General features: G+C 63.6%; 23 protein-coding genes and 1 riboswitch. Of the genes, 8 read left to right on the top strand and 15 right to left on the bottom strand.

The genetic code is table 11. The features are described from left to right. Positions 1 to 132: 132 nt before the first annotated feature. Positions 133 to 1305 carry an MFS transporter gene (locus tag FKL89_RS13775; protein ID WP_156863357.1) on the bottom strand — a complete coding sequence of 391 codons (1173 nt, stop codon included), beginning with the start codon at positions 1303 to 1305 and terminating at the stop codon, positions 133 to 135. Further along, a complete protein-coding gene (locus tag FKL89_RS13770) occupies positions 1302 to 2567 on the bottom strand; it encodes an MFS transporter (protein WP_156863356.1) in 1266 nt (421 codons plus the stop codon). The genes FKL89_RS13775 and FKL89_RS13770 overlap by 4 nt, the downstream gene beginning before the upstream one ends. A gap of 18 nt (positions 2568 to 2585) precedes the next feature. Between FKL89_RS13770 and FKL89_RS13765 the strand changes: the two genes are divergently transcribed. Both FKL89_RS13765 and FKL89_RS13760 read left to right on the top strand, forming a co-directional pair. Then, positions 2586 to 4325, top strand: a complete 1740-nt coding sequence (locus FKL89_RS13765) for a thiamine pyrophosphate-binding protein (RefSeq protein WP_156863355.1) — start codon at positions 2586 to 2588, stop codon at positions 4323 to 4325. Further along, complete coding sequence (locus FKL89_RS13760; RefSeq protein WP_156863354.1) at positions 4322 to 5566, top strand: TCR/Tet family MFS transporter; 1245 nt, start codon at positions 4322 to 4324, stop codon at positions 5564 to 5566. The genes FKL89_RS13765 and FKL89_RS13760 overlap by 4 nt, the downstream gene beginning before the upstream one ends. Before the next feature lie 16 nt (positions 5567 to 5582). Here the strand turns inward: FKL89_RS13760 and FKL89_RS13755 are convergent, their stop codons facing one another. From FKL89_RS13755 to FKL89_RS13740, 4 genes are all read right to left on the bottom strand, one after another. Then, positions 5583 to 5942 carry a hypothetical protein gene (locus FKL89_RS13755; protein ID WP_156863353.1) on the bottom strand — a complete coding sequence of 120 codons (360 nt, stop codon included), beginning with the start codon at positions 5940 to 5942 and terminating at the stop codon, positions 5583 to 5585. A gap of 100 nt (positions 5943 to 6042) precedes the next feature. Beyond that, entirely contained in the window at positions 6043 to 6486 is a 444-nt protein-coding gene (locus tag FKL89_RS13750) for a roadblock/LC7 domain-containing protein (RefSeq protein WP_156863352.1), read from the bottom strand. Further along, positions 6476 to 7039 (bottom strand): GTP-binding protein, encoded by a 564-nt coding sequence (locus tag FKL89_RS13745; protein ID WP_238363360.1) that lies wholly within the window; start codon positions 7037 to 7039, stop codon positions 6476 to 6478. Before FKL89_RS13745 ends, FKL89_RS13750 begins: the two co-directional genes overlap by 11 nt. Before the next feature lie 41 nt (positions 7040 to 7080). Further along, the gene (locus tag FKL89_RS13740; RefSeq protein ID WP_156863351.1) at positions 7081 to 7836 is read right to left on the bottom strand and encodes a helix-turn-helix domain-containing protein; all 756 of its coding nucleotides are present in this window, start codon (positions 7834 to 7836) and stop codon (positions 7081 to 7083) included. 468 nt (positions 7837 to 8304) lie between these two features. Between FKL89_RS13740 and FKL89_RS13735 the strand changes: the two genes are divergently transcribed. Further along, on the top strand, positions 8305 to 8973 hold the full coding sequence (locus FKL89_RS13735) for a LysE family transporter (RefSeq protein ID WP_156863350.1): 669 nt from the start codon (positions 8305 to 8307) through the stop codon (positions 8971 to 8973). A gap of 157 nt (positions 8974 to 9130) precedes the next feature. On the opposite strand, the gene FKL89_RS13730 is transcribed toward FKL89_RS13735, so the two are convergent. The 4 genes from FKL89_RS13730 to FKL89_RS13715 form a co-directional block, all read right to left on the bottom strand. Next, positions 9131 to 9616 carry a YqaA family protein gene (locus tag FKL89_RS13730; protein ID WP_156863349.1) on the bottom strand — a complete coding sequence of 162 codons (486 nt, stop codon included), beginning with the start codon at positions 9614 to 9616 and terminating at the stop codon, positions 9131 to 9133. A 440-nt stretch (positions 9617 to 10056) separates the two neighbouring features. Next, the gene (locus FKL89_RS13725; RefSeq protein ID WP_156863348.1) at positions 10057 to 10611 is read right to left on the bottom strand and encodes an AAA family ATPase; all 555 of its coding nucleotides are present in this window, start codon (positions 10609 to 10611) and stop codon (positions 10057 to 10059) included. Continuing rightward, the gene (pnuC, locus tag FKL89_RS13720; RefSeq protein ID WP_156863347.1) at positions 10608 to 11225 is read right to left on the bottom strand and encodes a nicotinamide riboside transporter PnuC; all 618 of its coding nucleotides are present in this window, start codon (positions 11223 to 11225) and stop codon (positions 10608 to 10610) included. Before pnuC ends, FKL89_RS13725 begins: the two co-directional genes overlap by 4 nt. Positions 11226 to 11248: 23 nt before the next feature. Beyond that, a complete protein-coding gene (locus FKL89_RS13715; RefSeq protein WP_156863346.1) occupies positions 11249 to 13438 on the bottom strand; it encodes a TonB-dependent siderophore receptor in 2190 nt (729 codons plus the stop codon). 62 nt (positions 13439 to 13500) lie between these two features. Then, positions 13501 to 13603: riboswitch (TPP riboswitch) on the bottom strand. Positions 13604 to 13770: 167 nt separating this feature from the next. Between FKL89_RS13715 and FKL89_RS13710 the strand changes: the two genes are divergently transcribed. Further along, the gene (locus FKL89_RS13710; RefSeq protein WP_156863345.1) at positions 13771 to 15231 is read left to right on the top strand and encodes a high affinity choline transporter 1; all 1461 of its coding nucleotides are present in this window, start codon (positions 13771 to 13773) and stop codon (positions 15229 to 15231) included. 24 nt (positions 15232 to 15255) lie between these two features. On the opposite strand, the gene FKL89_RS13705 is transcribed toward FKL89_RS13710, so the two are convergent. The 3 genes from FKL89_RS13705 to ubiB are packed head-to-tail and all read right to left on the bottom strand — an operon-like array spanning position 15256 to position 18921. Beyond that, positions 15256 to 16029 carry an SDR family oxidoreductase gene (locus FKL89_RS13705; RefSeq protein ID WP_156863344.1) on the bottom strand — a complete coding sequence of 258 codons (774 nt, stop codon included), beginning with the start codon at positions 16027 to 16029 and terminating at the stop codon, positions 15256 to 15258. Further along, complete coding sequence (locus FKL89_RS13700; protein WP_156863343.1) at positions 16026 to 17354, bottom strand: FAD-binding oxidoreductase; 1329 nt, start codon at positions 17352 to 17354, stop codon at positions 16026 to 16028. The genes FKL89_RS13705 and FKL89_RS13700 overlap by 4 nt, the downstream gene beginning before the upstream one ends. A 19-nt stretch (positions 17355 to 17373) precedes the next feature. Then, positions 17374 to 18921, bottom strand: a complete 1548-nt coding sequence (ubiB, locus tag FKL89_RS13695) for a ubiquinone biosynthesis regulatory protein kinase UbiB (protein WP_156863342.1) — start codon at positions 18919 to 18921, stop codon at positions 17374 to 17376. Between the two features lie 66 nt (positions 18922 to 18987). Here ubiB and FKL89_RS13690 point away from each other — a divergent pair, with 66 nt between their 5' ends. The 3 genes from FKL89_RS13690 to FKL89_RS13680 all read left to right on the top strand — a co-directional run bounded on the left by FKL89_RS13690 (position 18988) and on the right by FKL89_RS13680 (position 22148). Continuing rightward, a complete protein-coding gene (locus tag FKL89_RS13690) occupies positions 18988 to 20451 on the top strand; it encodes a sensor domain-containing diguanylate cyclase (protein ID WP_156863341.1) in 1464 nt (487 codons plus the stop codon). Positions 20452 to 20504: 53 nt separating this feature from the next. After that, a complete protein-coding gene (locus tag FKL89_RS13685) occupies positions 20505 to 21719 on the top strand; it encodes a COX15/CtaA family protein (protein ID WP_156863340.1) in 1215 nt (404 codons plus the stop codon). Positions 21720 to 21803: 84 nt separating this feature from the next. Continuing rightward, positions 21804 to 22148 carry a YXWGXW repeat-containing protein gene (locus FKL89_RS13680; protein ID WP_156864703.1) on the top strand — a complete coding sequence of 115 codons (345 nt, stop codon included), beginning with the start codon at positions 21804 to 21806 and terminating at the stop codon, positions 22146 to 22148. A 135-nt stretch (positions 22149 to 22283) separates the two neighbouring features. Here the strand turns inward: FKL89_RS13680 and mog are convergent, their stop codons facing one another. Both mog and yjgA read right to left on the bottom strand, forming a co-directional pair. Next, positions 22284 to 22883 carry a molybdopterin adenylyltransferase gene (gene mog, locus FKL89_RS13675; protein WP_156863339.1) on the bottom strand — a complete coding sequence of 200 codons (600 nt, stop codon included), beginning with the start codon at positions 22881 to 22883 and terminating at the stop codon, positions 22284 to 22286. Between the two features lie 24 nt (positions 22884 to 22907). Beyond that, entirely contained in the window at positions 22908 to 23420 is a 513-nt protein-coding gene (gene yjgA / locus FKL89_RS13670) for a ribosome biogenesis factor YjgA (protein WP_156863338.1), read from the bottom strand. Between the two features lie 228 nt (positions 23421 to 23648). Here yjgA and pmbA point away from each other — a divergent pair, with 228 nt between their 5' ends. Next, on the top strand, positions 23649 to 24983 hold the full coding sequence (gene pmbA / locus FKL89_RS13665; protein ID WP_156863337.1) for a metalloprotease PmbA: 1335 nt from the start codon (positions 23649 to 23651) through the stop codon (positions 24981 to 24983). Positions 24984 to 25094 lie beyond the last annotated feature (111 nt).

Genomic DNA, 25094 nt, shown 5'->3' with positions numbered 1-25094 from the left:
AAAGGGCCTCAAAGGCAGAAACGCAAAATATCGACTTTTGCCAAAAAGCAGCGCTGAGCCCAATTAAATCGAGGATTTTGCCGCTGAGCTGCTTCGTTGCGGCGGATCTCGCGCGCGGTGCCGGCGACGCTGTTACCTGTTGCGCCGCTCCGCCCGCCACGACAGCGCCAGCGCTGCCAGTAGTACCACGGCACCGACCACCGGCAGCGTGCTGTAGCTGCTGCCGGCGATCACGGCGCCGCCAAGCGAGGTGCCGATCGCCTGCCCCAGATAGATCATGCTGGTGTTGAGCGCAATGCTGGCGCCAGCGAGCGCGGGCGAGGCGGCCACCAGTCGCGCCTGTTGCGAGGAGTTGTTGGCGAACACGCCGCCACCCCAGGCCAGTGCACCCAGCACAAAGCCCGCCCACGAAGCACCAGCGGCGGCCAGCACCAGCATGCCGGCGCACATCGACCACAGCGACAGCGTCACGTTCGACGTCGGGCCCGCGGTGCCGATGCGCCGCGTCGCCCAGACGTTGCCGATCACACCCGCGAGGCCGAACAGCACCAGTGCCAGTGACAGCGTATTCGGTGACGGGTCGAGCGTGTGCGCAACAAACGGCGCGATGTAGGCGAAGGTGGTGAACTGGCCGGATGCCGATACCGCTGTAACGACCAGAATCGCGATCAGCGCCGGGTGCTGCACTACCTGCCGCCACGCGTCGCGTGAGAGTGACGTGCCGTGCAGCCCGGCGGGCACCACACGAAGCACCCATATCACGCCGAGCACGCAAAGTGCGGCGAACAGGCCAAACGTCTGGCGCCAGCCGAGGTGCGCACCGAGCCATGCCGACAGTGGGCTGCCGGCCACCGAGGCGACTGACCAGCCGAGGAAGACCGCAGTGATCGCCGCCGCCCGGCGCTCCGGCGCGATGACGATCCCAAGTGTTGCTGCCGCTTGCGGAGTGAACACTGCGGCGCCCAGCAGCGTGATTGTCCGCACCACGATCAGCACGGTCAGACTGGGCGCAAATGCACACAGCGCGTGCCCGATCGCATAGAGCGTCAGCGAGCCGGCGAGCACAGTGCGGCGATCAACGCGTGAGGTCAGCGTGGCCAGCACCGGCGAGCCGATGCACATTGCTACTGCCGCGACGGTGATTAGCAATGCCGTCTGCGGCACGCTGGTGCCGAGATCGCCGGACAGCACCATCAGCAATCCCGGCGCCAGCATGACACCGGTGCCGATCAGGAAGTTGCCGAAGGTGAAGGCGTGGACGTACCGCCGCTCGCTGCGATGTTCGTTTTCGGTAGCGCGACTCACGAGGCTGCGGACGGCTGCTCGCGCTGCCGGCGGGTGACTTGCCCGATGGCCAGTCCGATCAGCATGGCCACCAGCATCGCCGTCGCAGCGCCGAAGAAGATCGAGCGCGGCAAATCATGGTCCATCAGCCAGCCGAAGATCGGCGCCGACACGGCGAGACCAGCATCGAGCCCCGAGTAGACCGTGCCATAGACGCGCCCGGTGGCGCCAGCAGGTGTTGCCCGTTTGATCAGCAAGTCGCGCGATGGCCCGGCCACGCCGGTACCGAGGCCGGCGAGCATCACCAGCAGCAGCGTGCCGACACTACCCGCCACGCCGGTCGCCGCGACGATCAGCAGGATTGCCGAGCCACTCAGGGCGGTGGCGATGATGCGCTCCGGGTCAGCCCACTGGCGGCTGATGGCGAAGCCACCGGCGAGCTGCCCGATCGCGCTGCAGACGAGGTAGCCGGTCAGCGCGGTGGCCGCCAGCGTCAGTTTGAGGCCAGCGGTTGCCTGCAATGCTGGCGTCGAGAAATTCTGGATCGCTGAATTGCTGAAGGTAATGACGAAGAAGAATGCAAAGCAGAGCCAGACCACCGGATGCCGCAAAAAGCCGAAGCTGGATGCCGTGTGCGATGTTGCCCCGCCACCTGCGGCAGCGGCTGCGGTCGCCTTGTGGATGGTGTGCCGGGTGTCGATCGCGTCGCGGAAAGTCACGGCCACCGCCAGCACGCCGAGGGCGAAGACGGCTGCGCTGCCGAGCGCATAACGCCAGCCAAACACCTGCGCCAGCATCACCATGACAAAGGTCGCCGAGGCGTAGCCCAGCGTGCCACTGAGGCCGTGCGCGCTGTAGGCATGGCCGATGCGTTCGCTCGAAATCCGCTGGTTGATGATGCTGAAATCCACCGGATGGAATGGCGAGTTGCCGATGCCAAGCAGTATTGATGCAACCACCAGCAGTGCGTAGCCGTCCGCCATCGCGGCAGTCAGTGCTGCAATGGCAAACAGCGTCAGCCCGCCAAACATCACCACGCGCGCACCGACGCGATCGACGATGAAACCCGCCGCGGCCTGTCCGAGGGCAGAGACCAGATAGAACAGGCTGGCCAGCGTGCCGAGCTGGGCGAACGACAGCGAAAACTCGGTCGCCAGCCACGGAAACAGCGGCGGTAGCAGAAGCTGGAAAAAATGGGAGGTGCCGTGGGCGAGGCTGACAACGCTGATGGTCGTCGCCTCGGCCCGAAATGTCGCCTCGGGCGCGGCGATGGAACTGCTCATTTGGTTAAGCTTACACGTATGACGACTTCTGCATTCCCCTCCCGTTCCGGTGGTCATCTGATCGCCGATGCATTGATTACCCACGGTGTTGACACCGCCTTCGGCGTGCCCGGTGAAAGCTACCTCGAAGTGCTCGATGGCCTCTACCAGCACAAGGAAGACTTCCGCTTCGTGATTTGCCGGCAGGAGGGCGGCGCGGCGTTCATGGCCGAGAGCTACGCCAAGCTCACCGGCAAGCCAGGCATCTGCCTGGTCACCCGAGGACCCGGCGCCACCAATGCCGCAATTGGCGTGCATACGGCGTTTCAGGATTCATCGCCGATGATTCTGCTGGTCGGGCAAGTGGGCAATGACTTCGTCGAGCGCGAAGCGTTTCAGGAAGTTGACTATCGCCGCATGTTCGGGCCGATGGCGAAGTGGGTCGCGCAGATTGACGACGCCGCCCGCGTTCCGGAATACATGGCGCACGCCTTCCAGATTGCGACCAGTGGCCGCCCGGGGCCTGTTGTGCTGGCGCTGCCGGAGGACATGCTCGCCGCGACCGCGAGCGTCGCCGAGGCGCGGCCGTATCGCGCCGTGCAGTCGCATCCGGGTAACGCCGATGTGGCGCGTGTGCGTGAGCTGCTTGCGGGCGCCGAGCGGCCGTTCGTGATCGTTGGCGGTTACGGCTGGAAGCGTGCGGCCGCGAAGCAACTGCGCGAGTTTGCGGAGGCGAACGACTTGCCGGTCGGCTGCGCATTCCGCTTTCAGGACACGCTCGACAACAGCCATCCGAACTTCGCTGGCGACGTCGGCATCGGCATCAACCCCAAGCTCTTCGCCCGCATCAAGAACGCCGACGTGGTGTTGACCATCGGTGCGCGGCTCGGCGAGATGACCACCTCGGGCTATACGCTGTTTGAGGTGCCGACGCCGAAGCAGACGATGATCCACGTGCACGGTGACCCCAATGAATTGGGTCGCGTGTATCAGGCGGACGTCATGATTGCAGCAGGTGTGGCGGAGTTCGCGGCTGCGATGGCGGGCACGAAACTCGATGAAATCAAGGCGGCGTCGCGCAAAGCCGCGCTCGCTGAAGTGCAAGCCGATCTCGCTGCCTGGCGTGGCCTGCCGCCGCTCTACAAGAATCGTGCTACACCGGCGAAGCTCAATCTGTGGGAAGTGGTGCAGACGCTGAAGCGTCTGGCGCCGAAGGACAGCATCGTCACCAACGGCGCTGGCAACTTTGCCACCTGGGCGCATCGCTTCTGGCCGTATGCCGGCATCGAGCATTGCGATAAATCGCAGCTCGCACCCACCAGCGGCGCCATGGGTTACGGCGTGCCCGCTGCGGTGATGGCGTCGATCGTGGCGCCCGAACGCACGTCGATCAACGTCGCCGGCGATGGCGACTTCATGATGACCTCGCAGGAGCTGGCCACTGCCGTGCAGTACGGCGGTGCGCCAATCTGCATCGTGTTCAACAACGGTATGTACGGCACCATCCGCATGCATCAGGAGCGCGAGCATCCGTCGCGGGTGTACGGCACCCAGCTGGTGAACCCCGACTTCGCCAAGTACGGCGAAAGCTTTGGTGGCAAGGGTTTCACGGTCACCACCAACACCGAGTTTGACGCTGCCTTTGCCGAGGCGCTCGCCTTCACGCGTAACGCGAAGAAGCCTGTGGTGATTGAGCTCACGGTCGATCCGCAGGATCTCACACCCGGCGCCAGCCTCGATACCATCACGGAGAACGCGCGCAAGGCAAAGAGTCTGTGAGCAACGCCGTGGCGACGCAGCGGCTGCAACCCGCCTTCGCGTTCATCTTCGCGGTGGTGTTGCTGGATGTGATTGCCATCGGCGTGGTGATCCCGGTGCTGCCGAAGCTGATTGAGCAGTTTGCGGGTGACGCGGCGCACGCGGCCGAGATCAACGGCCTGTTCTCGATGAGCTGGGCGCTGATGCAGCTGATCTTTTCGCCGGTGCTTGGCGCGCTGTCCGACCGCTTCGGCCGGCGCCCGGTGATTCTGATCTCCTGCTTCGGTCTGGCGCTGGATTTTTTCTTTGCCGCGCTGGCGCCCTCGCTCGTGTGGCTGTTCGTGGCACGGGTGATCGGCGGTATCACCATGGCCAACATGTCCACGGCGGGTGCCTACATCGCCGACGTGACGCCACCCGAGCAGCGCGCTGCAAAGTTCGGCATGCTCGGCGCGGCGTGGGGCATAGGCTTCGTGCTCGGGCCCTTGCTGGGCGGCGTATTCGGCGCGATGGACCCACGCCTGCCGTTCTGGATTGCCGGTGGCATTGCGCTGATCAATGCGGCTTACGGCTTTTTCGTGTTGCCTGAATCATTGCCGTCCGAAAAGCGCAGCGCCTTCCGCATCAAGGACGCCAATCCGTTTGGTGCGTTGAAGCTGCTCAACTCCACGCCGCTGCTGAAGCGGCTGTCGATGATCAATACGCTTTATCTGTTGGCGCACCATGTGCTGCCTGTCACCTTCGTGCTGCATGCGGGCTACCGTTTTGGCTGGGACGCAAAGATGGTGGGTTTTACGCTGGCGATGGTCGGTGTGGCCAGCATCATTGTGCAGGGCGGACTGGTCGGCAAAGTGGTGAAGGCCATCGGTGAGCGCAAGGCGCTGCTGGCAGGCCTTGCCTCGGGGGTTGCTGCACTGACCATCTACGGTCTGGCGCCGCAGGGGCACTGGTTCTGGGCTGGCATTCCGTTCGGTGCCTTCATGGGGCTGTTCGGGCCGGCAGCGCAGGCGCTGATGACGCGCGAAGTGGCGGCGGAGCATCAGGGCCAGCTGCAGGGCGCCAATTCGAGCCTGATGGGGCTGACCGGTCTGATCGGCCCGCTACTGTTCTCGTACGTGCTGTCGTGGGCGATCGGTGCCGGCAAAGGCTACGGCGTGCCCGGCGCAGCGTACCTGCTGGCGGCTGCGTTGCTGGCGATTGGCGTTGCACTGGCGGCGGGCGTGCACGTCGTGCCGGCCCGTCGCCCGGAAAGCGCCGGGTAGCCGGCGCGCTGACGCGTCAGATTTTCAGTTCGGCTTCTACGCCGGCGGCCTTGTGGCGCGCCAGTGCGAGGTTCGACTTGCTCTTGTCGAGTACCAGATAGATGAAGAGGCCCGGCGCCGCCTTGATCGGCCGGATGATGTGAAACTGCTTGCCGAGGGTGATCAGCATGTCCTCGATCGTGTCGTCAAGTTTGAGTGATTGCATCGTGCGCATCTTGGCGCGGACGACTTCGGTGTTGCCGGCGGCCGCCAGCATGATGTCCATGCCCGAGCCCTGACTGCCCAGCAGCATGCCGCTGTTGCTATCGACGATGGCTGCGCAGGCGGCGCCGTCAATGTCCATAAGGCTTGCAAGTGATTCGTTGATGTTTGCCATGTTTTTTCCGGTGAAGCAGCGATACTGCAAACTCTTGATTCTGATGACCAACCGCGACGCGAGTTTGCATTTGCGCGCGTTCGGCGTGTTTTGGGGCCGGTCAGTTATCGGGCAGTTGTTTCAGGTGCGCCACAAAGGCATCCAGCGCCCACAATGTGCGACCAAGCAGCGACGCGGCGGACACGGCGACACACACCGTACAGGGGATGCCCAGCGCCTGCACAGGCTGGAAGACGATGCGGCCGCTGGTCGATTCGAGCAGCATGCGGTCACAGCCATCAAATGCCACTTCCTTGGTGATTGCCCGCGAGATGGCAGCCAGCGAGCTCGCCATCGCGGCGAGGTTCTGCGAACGGAAGCTCTGATCCGGGCAGTGCGATGCGATCTCGAAGCCGTCGATGGTTGCCAGCATCGACGCGCGCAGATCGGGTTGCTCGCCAGCAAAGCGGTGGAACTCGGCAGTCAGACGGGCGATCTTGTCGGGTGGAATTTTCATGGTCATGGCCAGGGCGGCCGCGCTGCCTGCGTGATTGTTAGTCGACATGGGATGCATCCTCCGACGGTTCTTCCAGCTCGACGCTGATCATCGAGAACAGCAGCGAGAGCACATCGAGCATCTGCTCGCGGTCGCGAACATCGGCGCTGAGCACCGGCACTGGTGCATCAGCGTGGGTCGACAGCGTCTGCGCGAACGCCTGAATCTGCTCCTCGCTGGCCGGTCGCGCGATGACTACGGCCACCACCGGACTGGTTGCTGAGGCTTCGGCCTCGCGGATCAGCGTCAGCGCGCTGTCGAGCGCGCCGTGATCAGCCAGATCGACCAGGATGACCGCACCGACCGCCAGCGACATCAGCCACTCTCGCATGAAGGCAAAGCGCTCCTGACCGGGGCTGCCGTAGATGTGCAACTCCTGCCCTTCGGCGAGGTGAATGACGCCGTAGTCAGCGCCGACCGTGGTGGTCTCTTTGGCTGATGTGGCAAGGTCAAGATTGGGCACATCGCAATCGACCGCCAGCTCACCGCAAAGCGTGCGGATGGCGGTCGATTTGCCGATCCCCATCGGACCGAACAGGACAATGCGGGGTGCGCTGGACAAGGCTATTGCTTCCGGTTTTCGGGATGACGATTGGTCGCCAATCAGGCGTGTGCACCCGACAACCAGGCGCGCACACGGCCAAGGAAGCCGCTGCCACTTGCGGCGGCACTGGCAGCGCCACTGCGGCTGCCGTCAGCGCTGCGCCCGGCGAACAGGCTGCCCAGCCGGCTTGCCGGCTTGCGCCCGCGGGCGTCGGTTCGCGATATCGCCTTGAGTGCGCGCACACGCGCCAGTTCATCCACCAGCGCCGATGCAGATTGCTCGCTCAGGCCGCTGGCGCGGGCAAGCTCGGTGACTGTCATCGCGCGCTTGCTCAGCATCGCGGCTGCGTTCTGGTACGCGCGTGAGCGGAAGTTGCCGGAAAGTACCGGCCAGTAACTGAGCGAGTAGCGGGTGCGCCGGTTGTCACTGCCGCGGTTGTCAGCGCGTTCGGCGCGCTGCTCCTGCTGGCTTGGCGAATCGTTGAGGTGTGGGTAAATGGACGAGTCGAGCAGGCGCAGCGCAGCCATATCCAGCGCCGACAGCAGGGTGACCAGGCGAATGTTGTCGGGGGCGAGAACTACGTCACCGTCGCGCAGATGCGGCCCGGCGTCACTTTGCGAAGCAATCCACAGGCGGACCTGGTTGCGCGCCTGTGCGGTGTCCGCATCCAGCATGCCCGGCACGCAGCAGACGAGGTCGGCACTTGCCGCTGGCGCAAAACTCCAGTCGGCCATGCTCCGCGTTTGCGCGACACCAAGGATCGTCTCGAACGGCTTCCGTAGCGTGGAAGGCAGGTTTTCGGTCGAAACTTTCAAGCACTTTTTCATGATGTCGGCGTTCTTCAGCCAGGATTTCCAGCTTTGGTCTTGCGGTGGGCAGCGTGGTTCGCCGCCAACAGGATCGCGCGTTTTGCGCGTAGATGACATACAGTTACAACGATATAGACATAAGAATGATCCGATGTAAGATGTCTCATGTCCTGATGCAGGGCCGAATATTACCGGCTTGCGCATCGCAAATTGACATTTGTCATTGTTTGCTGATGCTGCAAATCATTTTCCATAGTTGAGCGTACAACCAACAAATCGGACCGGTGCGACTGCGACGGATTTGCGCCCGAAATTGGTGCGGATACCCCGGCATGGCGCTTGCGGGTACTTGGCAGGTCGCAAGGCCGTTGCCGCGTTGGCGACGGTCACCGGTCGGCCGGCGTTCGGTGACGATCCGGCCAGGGCGGCCGGTCTACGCCTGCGCAAATACCAGCCAAGCCATTACCCATTGCCATGACCACGCTGTTCATCTCCGCCTTTCTTCTGGGTCTGATCTTCAATGCCGCCCCTGGTGCCGTGTTCGCCGAGACGGTGCGTCAGGGCGTGCGCGGTGGCTACCGACCTGCACTGGGGGTGCAGTTGGGCTCGCTGGTCGGTGACGCGCTGTGGGCGGTGCTTGGACTGGTCGGCATCGGGCTCCTGCTGCAGCTCGACTGGCTGCGCTGGCCGATTGGCGTGGCGGGCACGCTGTATCTGCTGTGGCTTGCCCGTGATGCGTGGCGGGCTGCGAGCGTGGAGTTCTTGGTGGCCGGCGATGCCGGTGTCACGCAGCGCTCGGCGACGCGGGCCGGCGTGCTGCTCTCGGTCACCAACCCGCAGAACATTGCCTACTGGGCCGCGCTCGGCAGCGCGATGGGCGCTGTCGGCGTACACGAACCTTCAGCCACCGATTACGGCATCTTCTTCGCCGGCTTCATGGTGTCATCGGTGGTCTGGGCGTTCGTCTGTGCGGCCATTGTGGACCGCCTGTTCGCCCGCTCCGGCCAGCAGTGGGCCAAACTGACCTATCGCCTGTGCGCGGTGGCCTTTGTGGCGCTCGCGCTGGGCACCTTGCGGGATTTGATTGCGCCCGCCGAGTTGCAGCCGGCAAAAGCAAAGGCGGGAGTCAGCGCGCCGAAATAGCGATCTTCACCATCAGCTCCATCAGCTTTCTTCTGAAAAGACCATTGGACGAGGGCTCAATGCAAATTTCATGGCAAAGTCGACATTGTGCCAAATCGCAGGCTGAGCCCTTATCGAATGGGCATCTCAGCACCGAGCTGATGCCTGGTGCGCGCCGCTAACCGATCTGAAATTGCCCCGGCCAGATCCACAGTGCGCCCGCCGTCATCACCACGTAGCGCAGAAATTTGCCGAGCCCGCCCCACAGAAAGCACGGCCAGAACGGCAGCTTGAGCCACCCTGCGACGGTGGCCAGCGGGTCGCCAATGATGGGCAGGAACGCAAAGAAGCAGGCCCGCGGGCCGAGCCGTTCGAGCCACGCCAGCGCCTTGGCCTGCACCGATGAATGCTTGTAGCTCTCATAGGCGCGCTTGGCGCCAAAACCCATCCACCAGTTGATGGCGCCGCCGAGCGCGTTGCCCGCTGTGGCAACCAGAATCGCTGGCCAGAAGAGTTCAGGATTCAGCTTGATCAGGCCGAATACCGCCGGTTCGGACCCCATGGGCAGCAGCGTCGCCGACACCAGTGCCACGACAAACACGGTGGACAGTCCAAACTGCGGCAACGCCAGCCACTGCAACACACTCGCAAACCACGCTTCCATGCGGGGCATTTTGCCGCAGGCGGCGGGATTGCAAGAGGGCCCGTGCGCTCGACGATCGCCCTGTAACGCGGTAGGATCGCCTGCTTAATGTTCTCGTCGGGGCAGGTTTGCAGTGAATAGTTCCAGTCGTCCACCATGGTCCGGGCAGCGCGTGCACCCGGCAGTTCGTGGCTTGGCGTGGGTCTTTGTCGCGTTCGCTTTGGTCGCGGTTGTTGGCGGAACCGCTGCGATTGCGAAAGAAGGCTGGCCTTCCAACTGGCCGCTTCGCCTGTATCTGACAATGGGCGGGTCCGTGTATTTGTTCACGGTGTTTCTGTTCGTCGCGCTGAAGGGCCGAGCGCCAGTTGGCTGGATTCCATGGTGGTCGCGCGAGGATTATGTTGGCGATTCACGAATGTGAACTGGCAATCCGAATTTGACCCATCTCCCGCGCGTATTTGCTAGCTCGAACGCGTCAGCGCCTTCACTGCTTCATCAAGGCGCAAGTTACCGCCTCCCTTCACCTGCGCGAACGGCAGCCCGAGCGTGGTGAGCTCGCGCGTCATCATGTCGTGGATTTTGAGTTGCGCATCGGCGCTGTCGCGCAGGAAACCATCGGCCACCCAGCCCAGATCGGGCATGCAGAGCAGCGTCAGCGCGTAGCGCTGGTGCAACGCTCTTGCGCGGGCGTAGAGCGAGCCATCACCAAACACATAGTCGCTGTAGATCGCCGTGGTCAGCGGCGCGGTGTCGCAGAAAACAAAGGGCAGTCCCGACGTACCCGCAGCATGCGGCGCAGCGGCTCGCGCCTTGGCCGCTGCTACCAGCTCGTGGACGTGCTGCGTCTCCAGAATCAGGGCCTGCTCATCGCGATACGGTGTACGGCCTCGTTCATCGCAGAACGCGCGCAGATACTCGGGCACCCAGGGGCAATCAAAGTGCACGGCCAGTTGCTGCGCGAGTGTCGTTTTGCCGGTGCTTTCGGCACCGAGAATGCAGATGAGTTTGGGCGTCATCGTGACACCATTTCGCTGCGCGCCAGCCGTTCTCGCCAGCCGATCCAGCCCCAGATCGCCAGGCCGAAAAAGATCACGTACAGCACCACCGTGAGCGTGAGCCCCTTGTAGGCGAATAGCGCCACGCTGGCGGCGTTGACGATCAGCCAGATCGGCCAGTTCTCGATGAACTTGCGGCCCAACAGCACGGTACCCACTACGCTGCCGGCGGTGACGAAACCGTCGGCCCAGGGCACGTCGGAGTCAGTGATCGCGCGCAGCAGCAGCGCGCAGCCGAGCCAGGCGACGGCCCAACCGGCCACCGTGATTGCGACGCCCTGCGAGTCCAGTCGCGCGATCCGGAGCGGCGCGCTCGACCCGGCGCGATGACCGCGCAGCCACTGCCACCAGCCCCACAGCGCGGCCACGGCAAAGAAGACATTGACACCGGCCTCGCCATACAGCTTGCTGGCGTAGAACAGCCATGCGTAAAGGACGCTGGCGATGATGGTCAGCGGCCAGCCCCAGTGGATCTCGAACACGTTGCAGGCGATGTTGGCCAGCGCCAGCACGAAGGCGATCACCTCCAGCCAGGTGACGGCGGTGCCGAGCAGGGTGAAGGCGGTGTCGAGCATGGCGCTGCAATGTCAACGATGGGCTAGAAGTCCACCGTCACACTCGCCCGCACGGTACGAGGCGTCGATGGGAAGAGATAGACGCCGCCCCAGTAGGTGGTCGGCGCTTCCCGCCAGTAAACGCGATTGGTCAGGTTTTCCACGTTGAGCCGCCACAGCGTGGACTTTCCGGCCAGTTTGACCTGATAGCGCACGCCTGCATCCAGTTGCCACGCGCTGGGCAGCGCCACGCTGCCGTCCGCCGTGGCAGTCTTGCCGGATTCGTACGTGGCGAGTGCGTTGAGCGCCAGGCCGGGGACGGCGGCGACCTTGTAATCGGCAAACAGCGATGCCTTGCTGCGCGGCACGTTGGTCACGCGCTGATCGACGAGTGCCGGATCAACCGCGCGGGTGTACTTCGCGTCGAGCAGCATCAGGCTCGCCTGCAGCGAAAGCGCTTCGTCGAGGCGGCCAGTCGCGGCAAGTTCGACGCCACGGTGGCGCGCTTCCTTGCCGCCAGCAACGCGGCGCGGAATCCCGCTCGTTGTCGCGACGTCGTCAGCGTAAGGCTTGTCGATACTGAACGCAGCGGCGGTTAGCAGCATGCGCGGATTCAACTGCCACTTGCCACCGATCTCGACCTGCTTGCTCTTGAGCGCCGGCAGCGCTTCGCCGTAGTTCACAAAGCGCGACGGCCGGTTCGGCACCGCCTCCAGCTCGGCGCCCTGGCCCCACGACGCATAGAGCATGGTGGCGCTGGAAGGCGACCAGGCGAGGCCGGCCCAGGGTGTGGCGACCGTCTGATCGTAGGCAACCGCGCGCGACCCATCGCTTCGCTCGCTGGCGCGATGCAGGCGGGACACACGCACGCCCGCAAACGACTGCAATTGCGCGCCCAGATCGCTCTGCAGCGACGCGTAGCCCTCTACCGCGCGCTCGCGACTGTTGGTGTTGAGTTCGGTAAGCGAAGGGTCCGCCGGCAGTGCGACCGGGGCGAAGATGTTGGTGCTGCCGACGTAGTTGTAGGCCTGCGTCGGCGGCAGATCATTGCGCACGCTGCGGCCAGACAGGCCGAAACGCGCGTCATGGCGTACGCCCAGGGCATTGAAGCGCCCGGCAACCGATGCGTCCCAGCTTGCCACCTTGCGCTTTTCGCCTTCGCTACGGAAGTCATACACATCGACATCGCCGTTGGCGCAGAGGCCGGGATACACGTAGGTTGGTGCGTTGGAGCAGCCATCCGGGAAGGCCAGGCGATCATTGATGCGCGATTGCTGCACATTCGCTGCGACACGGGCGCTCCAGTCGGCATTGAAGCGGTGCTTGAGAGCAAGTTCTGCCGTAGTGACCTTCGCCTGGAACGGCAGGGACCATGACTGGTTGTTCAGATTGAGTCGCGGATTGACGGGCGCGGGCAGGGTGTCGCCGCCGCCATCACCGTCGCGATCCAGCAGGCCGAGGCCGGGGACCGACGGCTGGCTCTTGCGGTGATATTCAAAGTCCGCACTCAGCGATGTTTGCGCTGACAGTTGGGTCGCCAGCGCGAGGCTGGCAAACTGGCGGTCGCCACCGGCGCGATCAAACTGGTTGCGCAGGCGTTCAGCTGCCACGTTCAGGCGCGCACCGATGCTGCCGAGCATCACGTTGCTATCCACATGCACCCTGGCACCGCCGCGTTCGTCGGTGGCAAGCGTCGCGGTGGTGAATGCGTCCCTGAGCGGAGCCTTGGTGACATAGTTCACCAGGCCGCCTGGCGCCGACACGCCCGACTGCAAACCGGCGACCCCTTTGAGCACTTCGATGCGTTCCTTGTTTTCCAGTGCAATGGGCGCGTAGTTCGAAATGGCGAGGCCATTGCGACAGAAGTTGCCGGCCTGATCAAGCAGAAAGCCGCGTACCGACAGGCTTTCGATGTAGCCCGTAGTGTTGTAAGCGTCGGCGAGTGAGGCATCCAGCTTGAGCAGGTTGGACAGTGATTGCGTCGCGGTGCCCGCCAGCAGATCGGCGCCGATCACGGTAACGCTTTGCGGCGTCTTGGCAAGCGGCGCGCTGAAGCCACCGACATCGGCGTTGTCGATGTCGAGCACCGGTGCCGATTTGGCCGTGATGGTGACGGTGTCCACGCGCTGCGGTGACGATGTGGTCGTCTGGCCGACTGCGTTCGTGGTGGCGAGCGCAGTGGCGACAGCCGCCGCGACGGCAGTGATGGGGGAGGGAGTGAAAGTAGTTGCCATCGAAAGTCCTGAATCGACGGCAGGGTCAAGTGCACGAATGGCCCGACCAGAAACGGTGCGGACTGATATCTGCGACGCTTCCCTGCGCAAGTATTACCTTGATCAAGTTCCAGGGTGTCATCTCAGCCCGGTGGCTTGCGCCGCCGAGCACCCCTAGCGTTGGTGGGCATGCAATCTGCATGTCCGGATGCGAATTGTAGCGGCGCGCAAACCCGTACACTTGCGCCTGTTCAAAATTCGAGCGCTGGCGGCGGTGTGCCGCATGGCGCCGGGCCGGGCGCGCTGAACGTCATCCGGCCTCTGCGGTAATTGAGGCGATTCAGGGGTAAGGCATGCTGCTTGCGTTCGTTTTTCTCTATCTGCTGGTGACGATCGGTATTGGCCTGTGGGCGGCGAAGCGGGTGAAGAACACGGCGGACTACGCCATTGCCGGTCGCCATCTGCCGCTGATCATGATCGTTACCACGACGTTCGCGACCTGGTTCGGCAGCGAGACGGTGCTGGGCATCGGCGCCAAGTTCGTGCAGGGTAATCTGGGTACCGTGGTTGAGGACCCATTCGGCGCCTCGTTCTGCCTGATTTTCGTCGGCCTGTTCTTCGCCGCGAAGCTCTACAAGCAGACGCTGCTCACCATCAGCGATTACTACCGTCAGCGCTTCGGCAAATCGGTGGAAATCCTCTGTTCGATCATCATCATGCTGAGCTATCTCGGCTGGGTCGCGGCGCAGGTCACGGCCCTCGGTCTGGTGTTCAACATCCTCTCGCATGGCGCCATCAGCTTCGAATGGGGCATGGTGATCGGGGTTGCCTCCATCCTGATCTACACGCTGTTCGGTGGCATGTGGAGCGTGGCGCTGACCGACTTCATCCAGATGATTGTGCTGGTCGTGGGGCTGTCCATCATTGCCGTCATGGCCGGCCACATGGCCGGCGGCGCCGACAAGGTGATCGACTACGCGCAGAGCAAGGACATGTTCCGCTTCTTCCCGGAGCCGAACGCGAAGGACATGATCTTTTTCTTCGCCGCAGCAATCACCATGATGCTCGGTTCGATTCCGCAGCAGGACGTGTTCCAGCGCGTGATGTCCGCCAAGGACATCAAGGCTGCCACGCGCGGCCCCGTGATCGGCGGCATCTGCTACCTGCTGTTCGCCTTCGTGCCGATGTTCCTGGTGGTGGCTGCGCTGATCATCATGCCCGAGCAGACCGCCGAGTTGCTGAAAGGCGACACGCAAAAGATCCTGCCCACGCTGGTGCTCGAACACATGCCGTTCGTGGCGCAGGTCATCTTCTTCGGCGCGCTGCTTTCCGCCATCAAGTCCTGTGCGTCGGCGACTCTGCTTGCGCCAAGTGTGACGTTCATCGAAAACGTCTACAAGCACTGGAACAAACACATGAGTGACCAGCAGACACTGAAAGCCATGCGCATCGCCGTGCTGGTGTTTTCGGTCATGGTACTTGGCTACGCGATGGCATCGCGCGGCACCAAGATTTACGACATGGTGTCCGGTGCGTATCAAGTGACGCTGGTCGGCGCCTTTGTCCCGCTGGTCTTTGGCCTCTACTGGAAGCGTGCCACCACGCAAGGCGCGATCGCATCGATCATTCTCGGCGTGCTGGTCTGGCTCGCCGTCATGCTGTTGCCGGGTTGGGGGGAGGCGTTCCCGCAGCAGCTCGCGGGCGTCCTTGCGTCACTGACCGGGATGCTGATCGGCTCGCTGGCGCCGCAGTGGATTGAAAACCATCGCGGTCACGTGCACCACTTCGTTGGGTCACCGGAAGGGCAGGCGTAGCGCGGCAAGTTCCGGGCATCGTGGTCAGAACTTCAGTCGTTTGAAAATCCGCTCGGGTACATGCTTGATGATCAGCATGATCAATGCCCAGAATCCCGGCAGATAGACCACGTCGCGCTGCCTGTCGATCGCTTTCAGGACGCCTTCGGCGATGGCTTCGGGCGTGGCCCACAGGGCGCCTTTCTTTGTGATGTGCGCGGTCATCGGCGAATCGATGAAACCCGGCTTGACGGTGACGACGTGCACGCCGCGCGTGGCCATACGCGCACGCAGGCCCGAGCAGAACGCGGTGAGCCCCGCCTTGGCGGCGCCGTAGGCGTGGTTGCTGCCGCGCCCGCGATCACCCGCGACGGAGGAAATCGCCACCACCGTGCCGCCGCCCGCGCGCTCGCATGCAAGTGCCAGCCGCTGCGCCCACTGCGCGGCGCTGACGAAATTGAGTGTGAGCTCGTAGTCAAGATATTCGGCGCTGGTTTCGGCATGCGCTGAATCGGTGAGACTGCCGTGCGCGACCAGCGCAACGGCCGGCGTTGTGGTCGCGCAGAGGCTCTCGATGAAGACAAGGTCAGCAAGATCGCCGGCATGGGTGCTGGCCGACGCTGCGCCACGCATGCGCGCATCTGCCGCCACGCGATCCAGCGCATCTTGATTGCGCCCGACCAGTGCCAGCGTTGCGCCGCGTGCTGCCCACAGCCGGATTGCCGACTGGGCAACGGCGGAGGTGGCACCGACTACTACAACTTCGCGCGCTGTTGCCGCCGTCGTTGACTTTGCTGTCGACGCAATGTTGCCGCTCATGTCTGCGGTCCTTTCTGATGAACATCTGCAGTGACGCGGCGCCAGAACGACGACGAGATCGCCGGGTCGCGCGCGGCCTCCAGCTCGCGCCAGCGCGGGAAGAAGCGCTGGAACATCGCCGCTGACATGCGCGCGTCCTTGGCCGGGTAGACGCGACCGCCGACATCGGCGACCATCGCATCAGCCCGATCCAGCGCACGGCGGTCACGTTCATCGGGCGCCGGGATATCGAGCGCAACCGTGGTGCCCGCCATCGGGAAGCTCATGATGCCGGGCGAGGGTACATCGCCGAACGTTTTGATCACGGCGAGGTAACTGGCCACGCCCGCCTCGCGCAGATGCGCGAGGATTCGCGGCACTGTCTCGCGTGCTGCCAGCGTGGGCACCACGAACTGATACTGGATGAAGCCGCGGCGGCCATAGGCGCGGTTCCACCCGTTCACGGCGTCGAGCGGGAAGAAGAACGGCCAGATCGGGATCACCGATCGCTGCGCGGTCTTGGTCGCGTGCAGCCGGTAGTACAGCGCGTTGAAGGCCCTGGCACTCCAGCGGCCGAGCACCCATTGCGGCGCATCGATTGGCACCGTGAGTCGCGCCGGTTGCGGCGCGAGCCATTCGTCGGGACCGTCGCAATGTCGGCCACGAAAGAACACGCCGCGCAGATCACGGTCCAGCGTGTCGATCCAGCCAACGGTGTATTCCCACGGCTTGCTGTCGGCGTCGAGTTCGAGATAGCCGTCAATACCGGCGCCGCTGCGTCTGCCGCCGAAGAGACGAATCTCCTGCTCGATGCCGGGGCCGGGGATTCGTTTGAGTCGAATATCAGTGTCGAGCATCAGCCCGCTTAGGCCCAAACCGGCGACAGTTGTTGCGAATCGCGGGTGGTCGGGCGAAATACGAACGGCAGTGGCGCAATCGCTACGAGCGAGTGTCAACGATTCGACAAAGCCGCCAAAGCTGCCCGCAACGTGATGATTCTTGCCATGCACATCGTTGGCAATTGCGCCGCCCACCGTTACGTAGCGCGTACCGGGCACGACGGGCAGAAACCAGCCGCGCGGCAACATCACTTGGGCGATATCGGCCAGTGTCGCGCCGCTCTCACAACTCAGCACACCGCTTACGTTGTTGAACGCTAGCAGCCGGTCACGCCGGAAGTTGTGCAGCAAGGTGCCGCCGTCATTGACGCAAAGATCGCCATAGCTGCGACCCAGGCCGCGTGGCAGGAAGTTTGAAGTCGGAAGCGGCGCGTCGCCAGCGTATGCGTGCTCATGGGAGACGCGATAGCCGCGTCCCCAAGGCTGATCGAGCGACAGCGGCGTCATTCGTCTGCCGCGCCGTGATTCATTCCAGCAGCAGCGATATCCACAGCGTGCCCAGAATGGCCAGCAGGCAGAAAGCGATGATGGCGAGCCAGACGTTGGTCCACAGTGACCGCGTGTGGATGATGACCGGTGCCGGCGGCTCGGCGCGCCGCTCCAGCGCCTGATGAATCAGTCTTGGCAACTGCGGCAGCGCCGACGACAAATAAGGTGCCTGTTCGGTCAGGCGCTTCACAATCGCCTCGGGGCCGACCTGATCGCGCATCCATTTTTCGAGGAATGGCTGCGCTGTGGCCCAGAGATCGAGGTAGGGATCAAGCTGGCGACCAAGCCCTTCCACGTTCAGCAGCGTCTTTTGCAGCAGCACCAGCTGCGGCTGAATCTCGACGTTGAAGCGGCGTGACACCTGAAACAGCCGCATCAACACTTTGCCGAACGAGATGTCGGCCAGCGGCCGGTCGAAGATCGGTTCGCAGACGCTGCGAACGGCGTTTTCCAGCTCGTCCACGCGGGTGCCCGGCGGTACCCAGCCTGATTCGATGTGCGCCGTCGCCACCCGGCGGTAGTCGCGACGGAAGAACGCAAGGAAGTTCTCCGCGAGATAGCGGCGGTCAACATCGGTCAGCGTGCCGACGATGCCGAAGTCCATACCGACATACTGGCCCAGATGCGCCGCATCGGTGCGCACGGCGATATTGCCCGGATGCATGTCGGCATGGAAGAAACCATCGCGGAACACTTGCGTGAAGAAGATTTCCACGCCATCGCGCGCGAGCTTTTTGATGTCAACACCTGCCTCGCGCAGGGTATCCACCTGGCTCACCGGCGTCGCGTGCAGGCGCTCCATCACCATCACGTTCTGCTCGCACCAGTCCCAGTGCACCTCGGGCATGTAGAGCAGCGGCGAGCCGGCGAAATTGCGGCGCAGTTGTGAGCAGTTGGCGGCTTCGCGCACCAGATCGAGTTCGTCGTGCAGATATTTGTCAAACTCGGCGACCACTTCGCGTGGCTTCAGGCGCCGGCCATCGGCACTGAACTTTTCAACCCAGCCGGCGAGCACACGCAACAGCGCCATGTCGCTCTCGATCACGGGCTTGATGTTGGGCCGCAACACCTTGATGGCGACCTCGCGTGATTCGAAGGTATCACCCTCCTTGAGCTGGATCGAGCCGAAATGCACCTGCGCCACGCTGGCGCTGGCCACGGGTTGCCAGTCGAAGCTGGCGAACACCTGCTCGACCGGGCGGCCGTAGGCGGCCTCGAGCACGCGGCGCACGTCCTCGGCCGGAAACGGTGGCACGCGGTCCTGCAGCCGCGAGAGTTCGCTGGCGATGTCGGGTGGGATCAGATCGGGCCGGGTGGACAGCACCTGCCCGAATTTGACGAAGATCGGGCCCAGTGACTCCAGCGCACGGCGCAGCCGCTCGCCGCGCGGCATGCTGTGGCTGCGCGCACCGAGCAGTTTGCCGAGGCCGCGCAGCAGGGGATTGGGAGCATCGTGCAGCACGAACTCGTCGAGCCCGTAGCGATGAAAGACGGCAACAATTTTTGCCAGACGGAAGAGACGCATGCCCTGATTCTATGGGGCCGTACTTTCCCGGTTGTCTTTCGCCATGACCACGACGACAATGGCGCGATGTTGTCGTCTGCTTCATCCACTGATCCCGCTGCTCCCGATCCGCTCTTTGATCTGGCGCCCGTGTCACTCTGGCTGGAGGACTTCAGCGGGGTCTACGAGCTGCTGCAATCGTGGCGCAGCGACGGCGTGACCGACATTCGCCGCTTCCTGACCGACGATCCGGCAGCGATCGGCAAGTATTTTTCGCGAATTCGGGTGCTCAAGGTCAATCAGCGCACCCTTGATCTCTACGGCGCAAAGGATCTCGATGCGCTGCTGGCGGCCGGCGACCGCATTTTCGACAACAGCGACCAGAACGCGGCGATCGCTGAAATCAGCCAGCTGTGGAACGGGGCTCTGTCCTATCGCACCGAGACCATCAACTACGCACTCGATGGCAGCCGCCTCGACATCCGGCTCAACGTCAACCGGCTGGCTGATGCGGCCCGCCCGTGGGATCGCATGCTGATGGCGATCGAGGACTTCACTGCCGAGAAGCGGGCGCGGCAGGCGGCCGCCAGCAACGAGGCCTATGCCCGGGGGCTGTTTGACCTGTCGCCGGTATCGCTGTGGGTGGAAGACTTCAGCGAGGTGAAATCGCTGCTCGATGATGTGCGCGAGCAGGGCATTACCGACTTCCGCACCTTTGTCGACGTGCATCCCGAGTTTGTGCAGTCCTGCATGGAGCGTATTCGCGTCGTGGATGTCAACCGCCAGACCCTCAACCTGTTTGGCGCGAGCAGCAAGGACGAGCTGCTGGCGCGGCTGCCGGAGATCTTTCGCGATGAAATGGGGCGTTCGTTCGCCGAGCAACTGCTCGACTGCTGGCATGGCAATCTGTTCCAGTCGCGCGAAACGCTTAACTACTCGCTGCGCGGCGATGCCATCAATCTGCACATGCAATGGGCGGTGCTGCCGGGCCATGAGGCAGACTGGGATCTGGTGCAGGTTGCACTGACCGACATTACGGCACGCAAGAAGGCAGAGTCCTACCTTGAATTCCTCGGCAAGCACGATGCGCTGACCAAGCTGCGCAACCGCGCTTTCTACGACGATGAAATCGCCCGGCTCAACCGCCGTGGACCGTTCCCGGTGGGTGTGCTGGCCGTCGATTTGAACGGCCTCAAGCGTGCCAACGACGAGTTTGGTCACGCCGCTGGCGATGCCCTGCTGCGTCGTGCGGGCGAAGCGCTGAAGAAAGCCCTGGGCGATACCGCGCAGGTAGCCCGGGTTGGGGGTGATGAATTTGCCTGCCTGCTGCCGCGTCACACCGCCATCGAAATGGCGACCCTGATGGAGAGCCTGAAACTCGTGGTCGAGCTGAACAACCAGTTCTACCAGGGACCGGCGCTGTCATTCTCGATTGGCACCGCCGTCTGTGAGCGCGCCGGCGAGCTTGATCGCGCCCTGCGGGCGGCGGACGATGCCATGTACGCGGCGAAGCGGGTTTACTACCAGGGTGGCGCTGACCGCCGCGGGTGAGGGGCGGAACGCGCGCGTGCCCGTGCTGTGTTGGCCGCGCCTAAAATTGCGGTTTGCCTCGCCTGCAGGCTGCACACACCGAACTGCCCATGCCTTCGTCCGAGCCAATCATCTGGCAATTCTCGCTGTCCACGGTCAACGCGATCATGTGGGTGGCGCTGCTGCTGCTGGCGCTCTGGTTTGGCTTCCGCTTGCGCTGGGGGCGACTGGTCGCACTGGTCGCGTTCCTCACCTTCGACCTGATCGTATTCGGCGGCTTTGTCCGTCTGACCGACAGCGGCCTTGGCTGCCCGGACTGGCCCGGCTGCTATGGCCAGTTGCTGCCAGCACAGGCCAGTGCGCAGATCAATCAGGCGATTGCCGAGCAGGGCGGTACGCACGGGCCGGTGAGCCACGGCAAGGCGTGGATCGAGATGCTCCATCGCTACCTGGCGTCGTTCATCGGTGCGCTGATCCTGGTGATGTTCGTGCGGGCGCTGCTCGCGCAGCGCCGCCGTTCCGGCGCAACACTGACTGATGCTGCGACACCGGTGAACTGGTACTGGCCGGCGCTGTTGCTGGTCGTGGTAATCGCGCAGGGTATGTTCGGTAAGTGGACAGTCACGCTGAAACTGATGCCCATCGTGGTGACGGCGCACCTGATGGGCGGCATGCTGCTGCTGGCGATGCTGCTCTGGTTCTGGACGCGGCAACGACAGCGCGAGGGCGACACCCGGGCGATGACGGTGGCTGTATCCGGCCGTACTCGCGTGCTGGCTTGGCTGGCGCTCGCCGTGCTGACGGTGCAGATATTTCTGGGCGGCTGGGTCAGCACCAACTACGCAGTGCTTGCCTGTGCCGATTTCCCTGGCTGCAACGGCAGCCTGACGCCGCAGGTGGATTGGGCCGAGGGATTTGCATTCGCGCGCGCGCTGGGGCGCAATCCAGATGGCAGCTTTCTGTCGATAGAGGCATTGCGTGCCATTCACTGGGCGCATCGCTGGGGAGCGCTGATCACCACCGTCGTCGTGATCGCAGCAGCGCTGGCGCTGATGCGCGCGCACGCCGCGCTCAGGCAGCAGGCAATCCTGATCAAGCTGGTGCTGCTGGCTCAGATCGGCATCGGGATCGCCACGGTGTTGCTCGACCAGCCGATCGTGCTGGCCACTGCGCACAACGCGATGGCCGCGCTGCTGCTGGCAACGCTGGTGGTGGCGACGTGTCGCGTCAGCGGTCTGCGCGAATGGCAGCCGTTCGCAATTTCGACCAATCTGCGTAAGCAAAAGTAACAGTGGTATCTGGCGTCAACCTCGCGTTGACGCCGTTCGTTGGCAGGGAGTCAACGCGGGAAATGCCCCGCACAGGAGGCCCTCATGCGCATTCGTTCAATTTCACCCCTGTCCATTCGCCCGCTCGGCTCGATACTGCTCAGCGTTGCCGCCGCCGCCGTACTCACCGGCTGCGTCGTTGCAGCGCGGGTGCCTGGCCCGATCGTCTATGTCGATACGCCGCCGCCGGCCGCCTATGTGGAGCCGATCCCGGCGACGCCCGGTGCTGGCTATGTGTGGATTGGCGGCTACTACAGCTGGGTGGGTGGCCGCTACCTGTGGAACCGTGGGCACTGGACCTTGCCGCCAGCCGGCTACCGCACATGGAACACCGGCTACTGGCATCGTGACTACCGCGGGCACTACTGGGTACCCGGTCACTGGCGCTAGCAACTTTTTGATCAGACCCCCATTGGATGTGGGCTAAATAACCGAAATCGATAAAAGTCGAGTTTTGGGTAATTGTGGCTGACAGCCCAGTTGAAATGGGGGTTTCGCGGAAAAGCTGATACCGGTGCGCGGCGTTCAATTCGACGCTGCTGGCGCCGGCCGGATCGCGTTTTTCGGACGGAACGCCTTGCAGACGGTGTCGTTGGTTTCGATGTAGGGGCCGCCGATCAGGTCGATGCAATAGGGCACCGCAGCGAAGATGCCATGCACGCTGGCCTTGCCGTCGGCATCGCGCAGCCCTTCCAGCGTCTCCCTGATGCTCTTGGGTTGGCCCGGCAGGTTGATCACCAGCGCGTTACTGCGGATCACCGCCACCTGCCGTGACAGGATCGCGGTCGGCACAAAGTGCAGGCTGATCTGCCGCATCTGCTCGCCGAAGCCCGGCATCACCTTGTGCGCAATCGCCAGCGTGGCTTCCGGCGTGACGTCGCGTCGCGCCGGTCCGGTGCCGCCGGTAGTGAGCACCAGATCGCAGTGCTCGACGTCGCAAAGCTCCACCAGCGTTGATTCGATCAGCGGCTGCTCGTCAGCGATCAGCCGCGTTGCCCAATTGACCGGATTCCTGAGTGCGGCGCCCAGCCACTCCTGTAACGCCGGAATGCCCTTGTCCTCGTAGACGCCAGTGGAGGCGCGATCGGAAATGGAGACAACCCCAATTTTTACTGCGTCAAACACGTTGCCAGCCCGCCGTTTTACTGTTCAGATTTTTGTCATCGCGCGATAGACCACGCGAAACACCTGCCGTGATGCCGCTGGCGCCTCGCCACGCGCCGCCTGCGTGCGAGCCTTGCCGATCAGGGTTGCCAGCTCCTCGCGGTCAACCTCGGGCTGCGCCGTGAGGAACTCGCTCAGCGCATCGGGTTCGGCGATCAGCCGCTCGCGCCAGCGCTCGCTGGCCTTGAACGCGGTCTTGTTGGCCCGGGTGCCGGTTTCCCAGCGATCAATCTGGGCGCGGATCGGCTCCGGGTCCACGTCGCGCATCAGCTTGCCGATGAACTGCATGTGCCGGCGCCGCGCTTCGTGCTTGCCCACGCGTTCCAGCTCGTCGAGCGCGTCGCGCAGGGCTTCGGGCAAATCGAGCTGATCGAGGTGATCACGGCTTAGCGTGGTGAGGGTTTCGCCCAGCTCCTGCAGCGCGTGCATGTTCTTCTTGAGCTGCGTCTTCGACGGTTCGTCGACGACCGGACGTGGATTCTTCGGGGGGCGGGCCATGCCACGATTTTGCCGCAAGGCCACTCGGCTATGCTTGAGAAGCGCTAAACAAGTCCCTCGCGAGCCGCGCATCGACGGACTCGGGCGGCTGGTTTCGTTGCAAAGCCTCGTCGTAGCCCCGCTACGACTGCGTTTTGCGCCTCGCCATCCATCCCGATCCGCCGCGCGCAGCTTCGCGGGGACTTATTCAGCGCTTCCCTTGTCGACCGTCTTTTGCCTGCTGCTGCCATGTCTTTTGCCCTCTCGTCCGATGCTCTCCGTGATGTCGCGCTCGCTGCGCTGGACCGTGCCCGCCGCGATGGTGCCGATCAGGCCGAAGCCGAGGTGACGCAGGGGAATGGGCTCAACGTGACGGTGCGGCTGGGCGAACTGGAAACGCTGGAGCACAACGTCGACAAAGGGCTCAGCGTGACCGTTTACGTTGACGGCCGCAAAGGCAACGCGAGCAGCGGTGACTTTTCGCCGGATGCAGTCAACGCCGCCGTCGACAAGGCGCTGACCATCGCCAAATACACCAGCCCCGATCCGTTTGCCGGCCTGGCCGATGCCGCACTGATGGCGAAAGATATTCCTGATCTTGACCTCTATCACCCGTGGGCGATCGATGCCAATTCGGCCATTGCGATTGCCAAGCGCTGTGAGGATGCCGGCTTCGCTGTCGATGAGCGCATTGACAACAGCGAAGGTGCGTCGGTCAGCGCCAGCGAATCGGAATTCGTCTATGCCAACTCGCACGGCTTTTGCAGCGGCTACAAGGGCAGCGCGCACTACATCGGCTGCGCAATGGTCGCCACCGATGGCGACAACATGGAGCGCGACGACTGGTACACCTCGCATCGCGTGCCAAATGCGCTTGAGGCTGCTGAGGCGGTCGGGCGCAAGGCGGGCGAGCGGGCTGTGGCGCGCCTCAACCCGCGCAAGCTGGCCACGCAAAGCGCACCAGTGCTGCTGACACCACAAATCGCCGGCGGCTTTATTGGTCACGCGATCAGCGCGCTGTTTGGCGGCTCGCTGTATCGCAAGACCTCGTTCCTGCTCGACAGCATGGGCAAGCCGGTGTTTGCACCGCTGGTCGATATCGTGGACGATCCGTTCATTGCGCAGGCCTACGCCAGCTCGCCGTTTGATCAGGAGGGCGTCACCTGCCAGCGGCGCAGCATCATCGAAAAGGGCGTCGTGCGGGGCTACTTTCTCTCTGCTTATTCGGCGCGCAAGCTCGGCATGCAGTCCACCGGCAATGCCGGCGGCAATCACAATCTGCTGGTGACGCCGACGATGCGGGGCGATACCGCTGTGCTGGCCAGACAAATGGGGCGCGGTCTTGTCGTCACCGAGCTGATGGGGCAGGGCGTCAATCCAGTGACTGGCGACTATTCGCGCGGGGCCGCCGGCTTCTGGGTCGAGGGCGGCGAGATCGCCTATCCGGTGTCAGAGATCACCATCGCCGGCAACCTGCTCGATCTGTATCAGCGTATCGTTGCCATCGGCGACGACATTGACCGTCGCGGCTCGAAACTGGTGGGCTCGCTGCTGATCGAGTCGATGCAGATCGCTGGTACCTGACCACGTACTGACCAAACAACGCAAACTTGCGCGGTGCAACCGCTGACCGCGCTTTTTTTGTTGTCGATCAAATCATTGTGCATGGCATCACGCGGGTAAACGCCGTATGCA

Origin of the sequence: Casimicrobium huifangae (genome assembly GCF_009746125.1) — a bacterium.
Classification (GTDB): Bacteria; Pseudomonadota; Gammaproteobacteria; order Burkholderiales; family Casimicrobiaceae; genus Casimicrobium; species Casimicrobium huifangae.
This window is presented reverse-complemented; position numbering and strand designations above follow the sequence as displayed.

What these genes read in the sequence shown, in the direction of transcription:
- FKL89_RS13710 (WP_156863345.1), top strand. Translation starts at nt 13,771, where the DNA reads ATGCTGCTTGCGTTCGTTTTTCTCTATCTGCTGGTGACGATCGGTATT.
- FKL89_RS13715 (WP_156863346.1), bottom strand. Translation starts at nt 13,438, where the DNA reads ATGGCAACTACTTTCACTCCCTCCCCCATCACTGCCGTCGCGGCGGCT.
- FKL89_RS13735 (WP_156863350.1), top strand. Translation starts at nt 8,305, where the DNA reads ATGACCACGCTGTTCATCTCCGCCTTTCTTCTGGGTCTGATCTTCAAT.
- ubiB (WP_156863342.1), bottom strand. Translation starts at nt 18,921, where the DNA reads ATGCGTCTCTTCCGTCTGGCAAAAATTGTTGCCGTCTTTCATCGCTAC.
- FKL89_RS13755 (WP_156863353.1), bottom strand. Translation starts at nt 5,942, where the DNA reads ATGGCAAACATCAACGAATCACTTGCAAGCCTTATGGACATTGACGGC.
- pnuC (WP_156863347.1), bottom strand. Translation starts at nt 11,225, where the DNA reads ATGCTCGACACCGCCTTCACCCTGCTCGGCACCGCCGTCACCTGGCTG.
- yjgA (WP_156863338.1), bottom strand. Translation starts at nt 23,420, where the DNA reads ATGGCCCGCCCCCCGAAGAATCCACGTCCGGTCGTCGACGAACCGTCG.
- FKL89_RS13690 (WP_156863341.1), top strand. Translation starts at nt 18,988, where the DNA reads ATGTTGTCGTCTGCTTCATCCACTGATCCCGCTGCTCCCGATCCGCTC.
- FKL89_RS13765 (WP_156863355.1), top strand. Translation starts at nt 2,586, where the DNA reads ATGACGACTTCTGCATTCCCCTCCCGTTCCGGTGGTCATCTGATCGCC.
- FKL89_RS13770 (WP_156863356.1), bottom strand. Translation starts at nt 2,567, where the DNA reads ATGAGCAGTTCCATCGCCGCGCCCGAGGCGACATTTCGGGCCGAGGCG.
- FKL89_RS13705 (WP_156863344.1), bottom strand. Translation starts at nt 16,029, where the DNA reads ATGAGCGGCAACATTGCGTCGACAGCAAAGTCAACGACGGCGGCAACA.
- pmbA (WP_156863337.1), top strand. Translation starts at nt 23,649, where the DNA reads ATGTCTTTTGCCCTCTCGTCCGATGCTCTCCGTGATGTCGCGCTCGCT.
- FKL89_RS13700 (WP_156863343.1), bottom strand. Translation starts at nt 17,354, where the DNA reads ATGACGCCGCTGTCGCTCGATCAGCCTTGGGGACGCGGCTATCGCGTC.
- FKL89_RS13750 (WP_156863352.1), bottom strand. Translation starts at nt 6,486, where the DNA reads ATGTCGACTAACAATCACGCAGGCAGCGCGGCCGCCCTGGCCATGACC.
- FKL89_RS13725 (WP_156863348.1), bottom strand. Translation starts at nt 10,611, where the DNA reads ATGACGCCCAAACTCATCTGCATTCTCGGTGCCGAAAGCACCGGCAAA.
- FKL89_RS13680 (WP_156864703.1), top strand. Translation starts at nt 21,804, where the DNA reads ATGCGCATTCGTTCAATTTCACCCCTGTCCATTCGCCCGCTCGGCTCG.
- FKL89_RS13730 (WP_156863349.1), bottom strand. Translation starts at nt 9,616, where the DNA reads ATGGAAGCGTGGTTTGCGAGTGTGTTGCAGTGGCTGGCGTTGCCGCAG.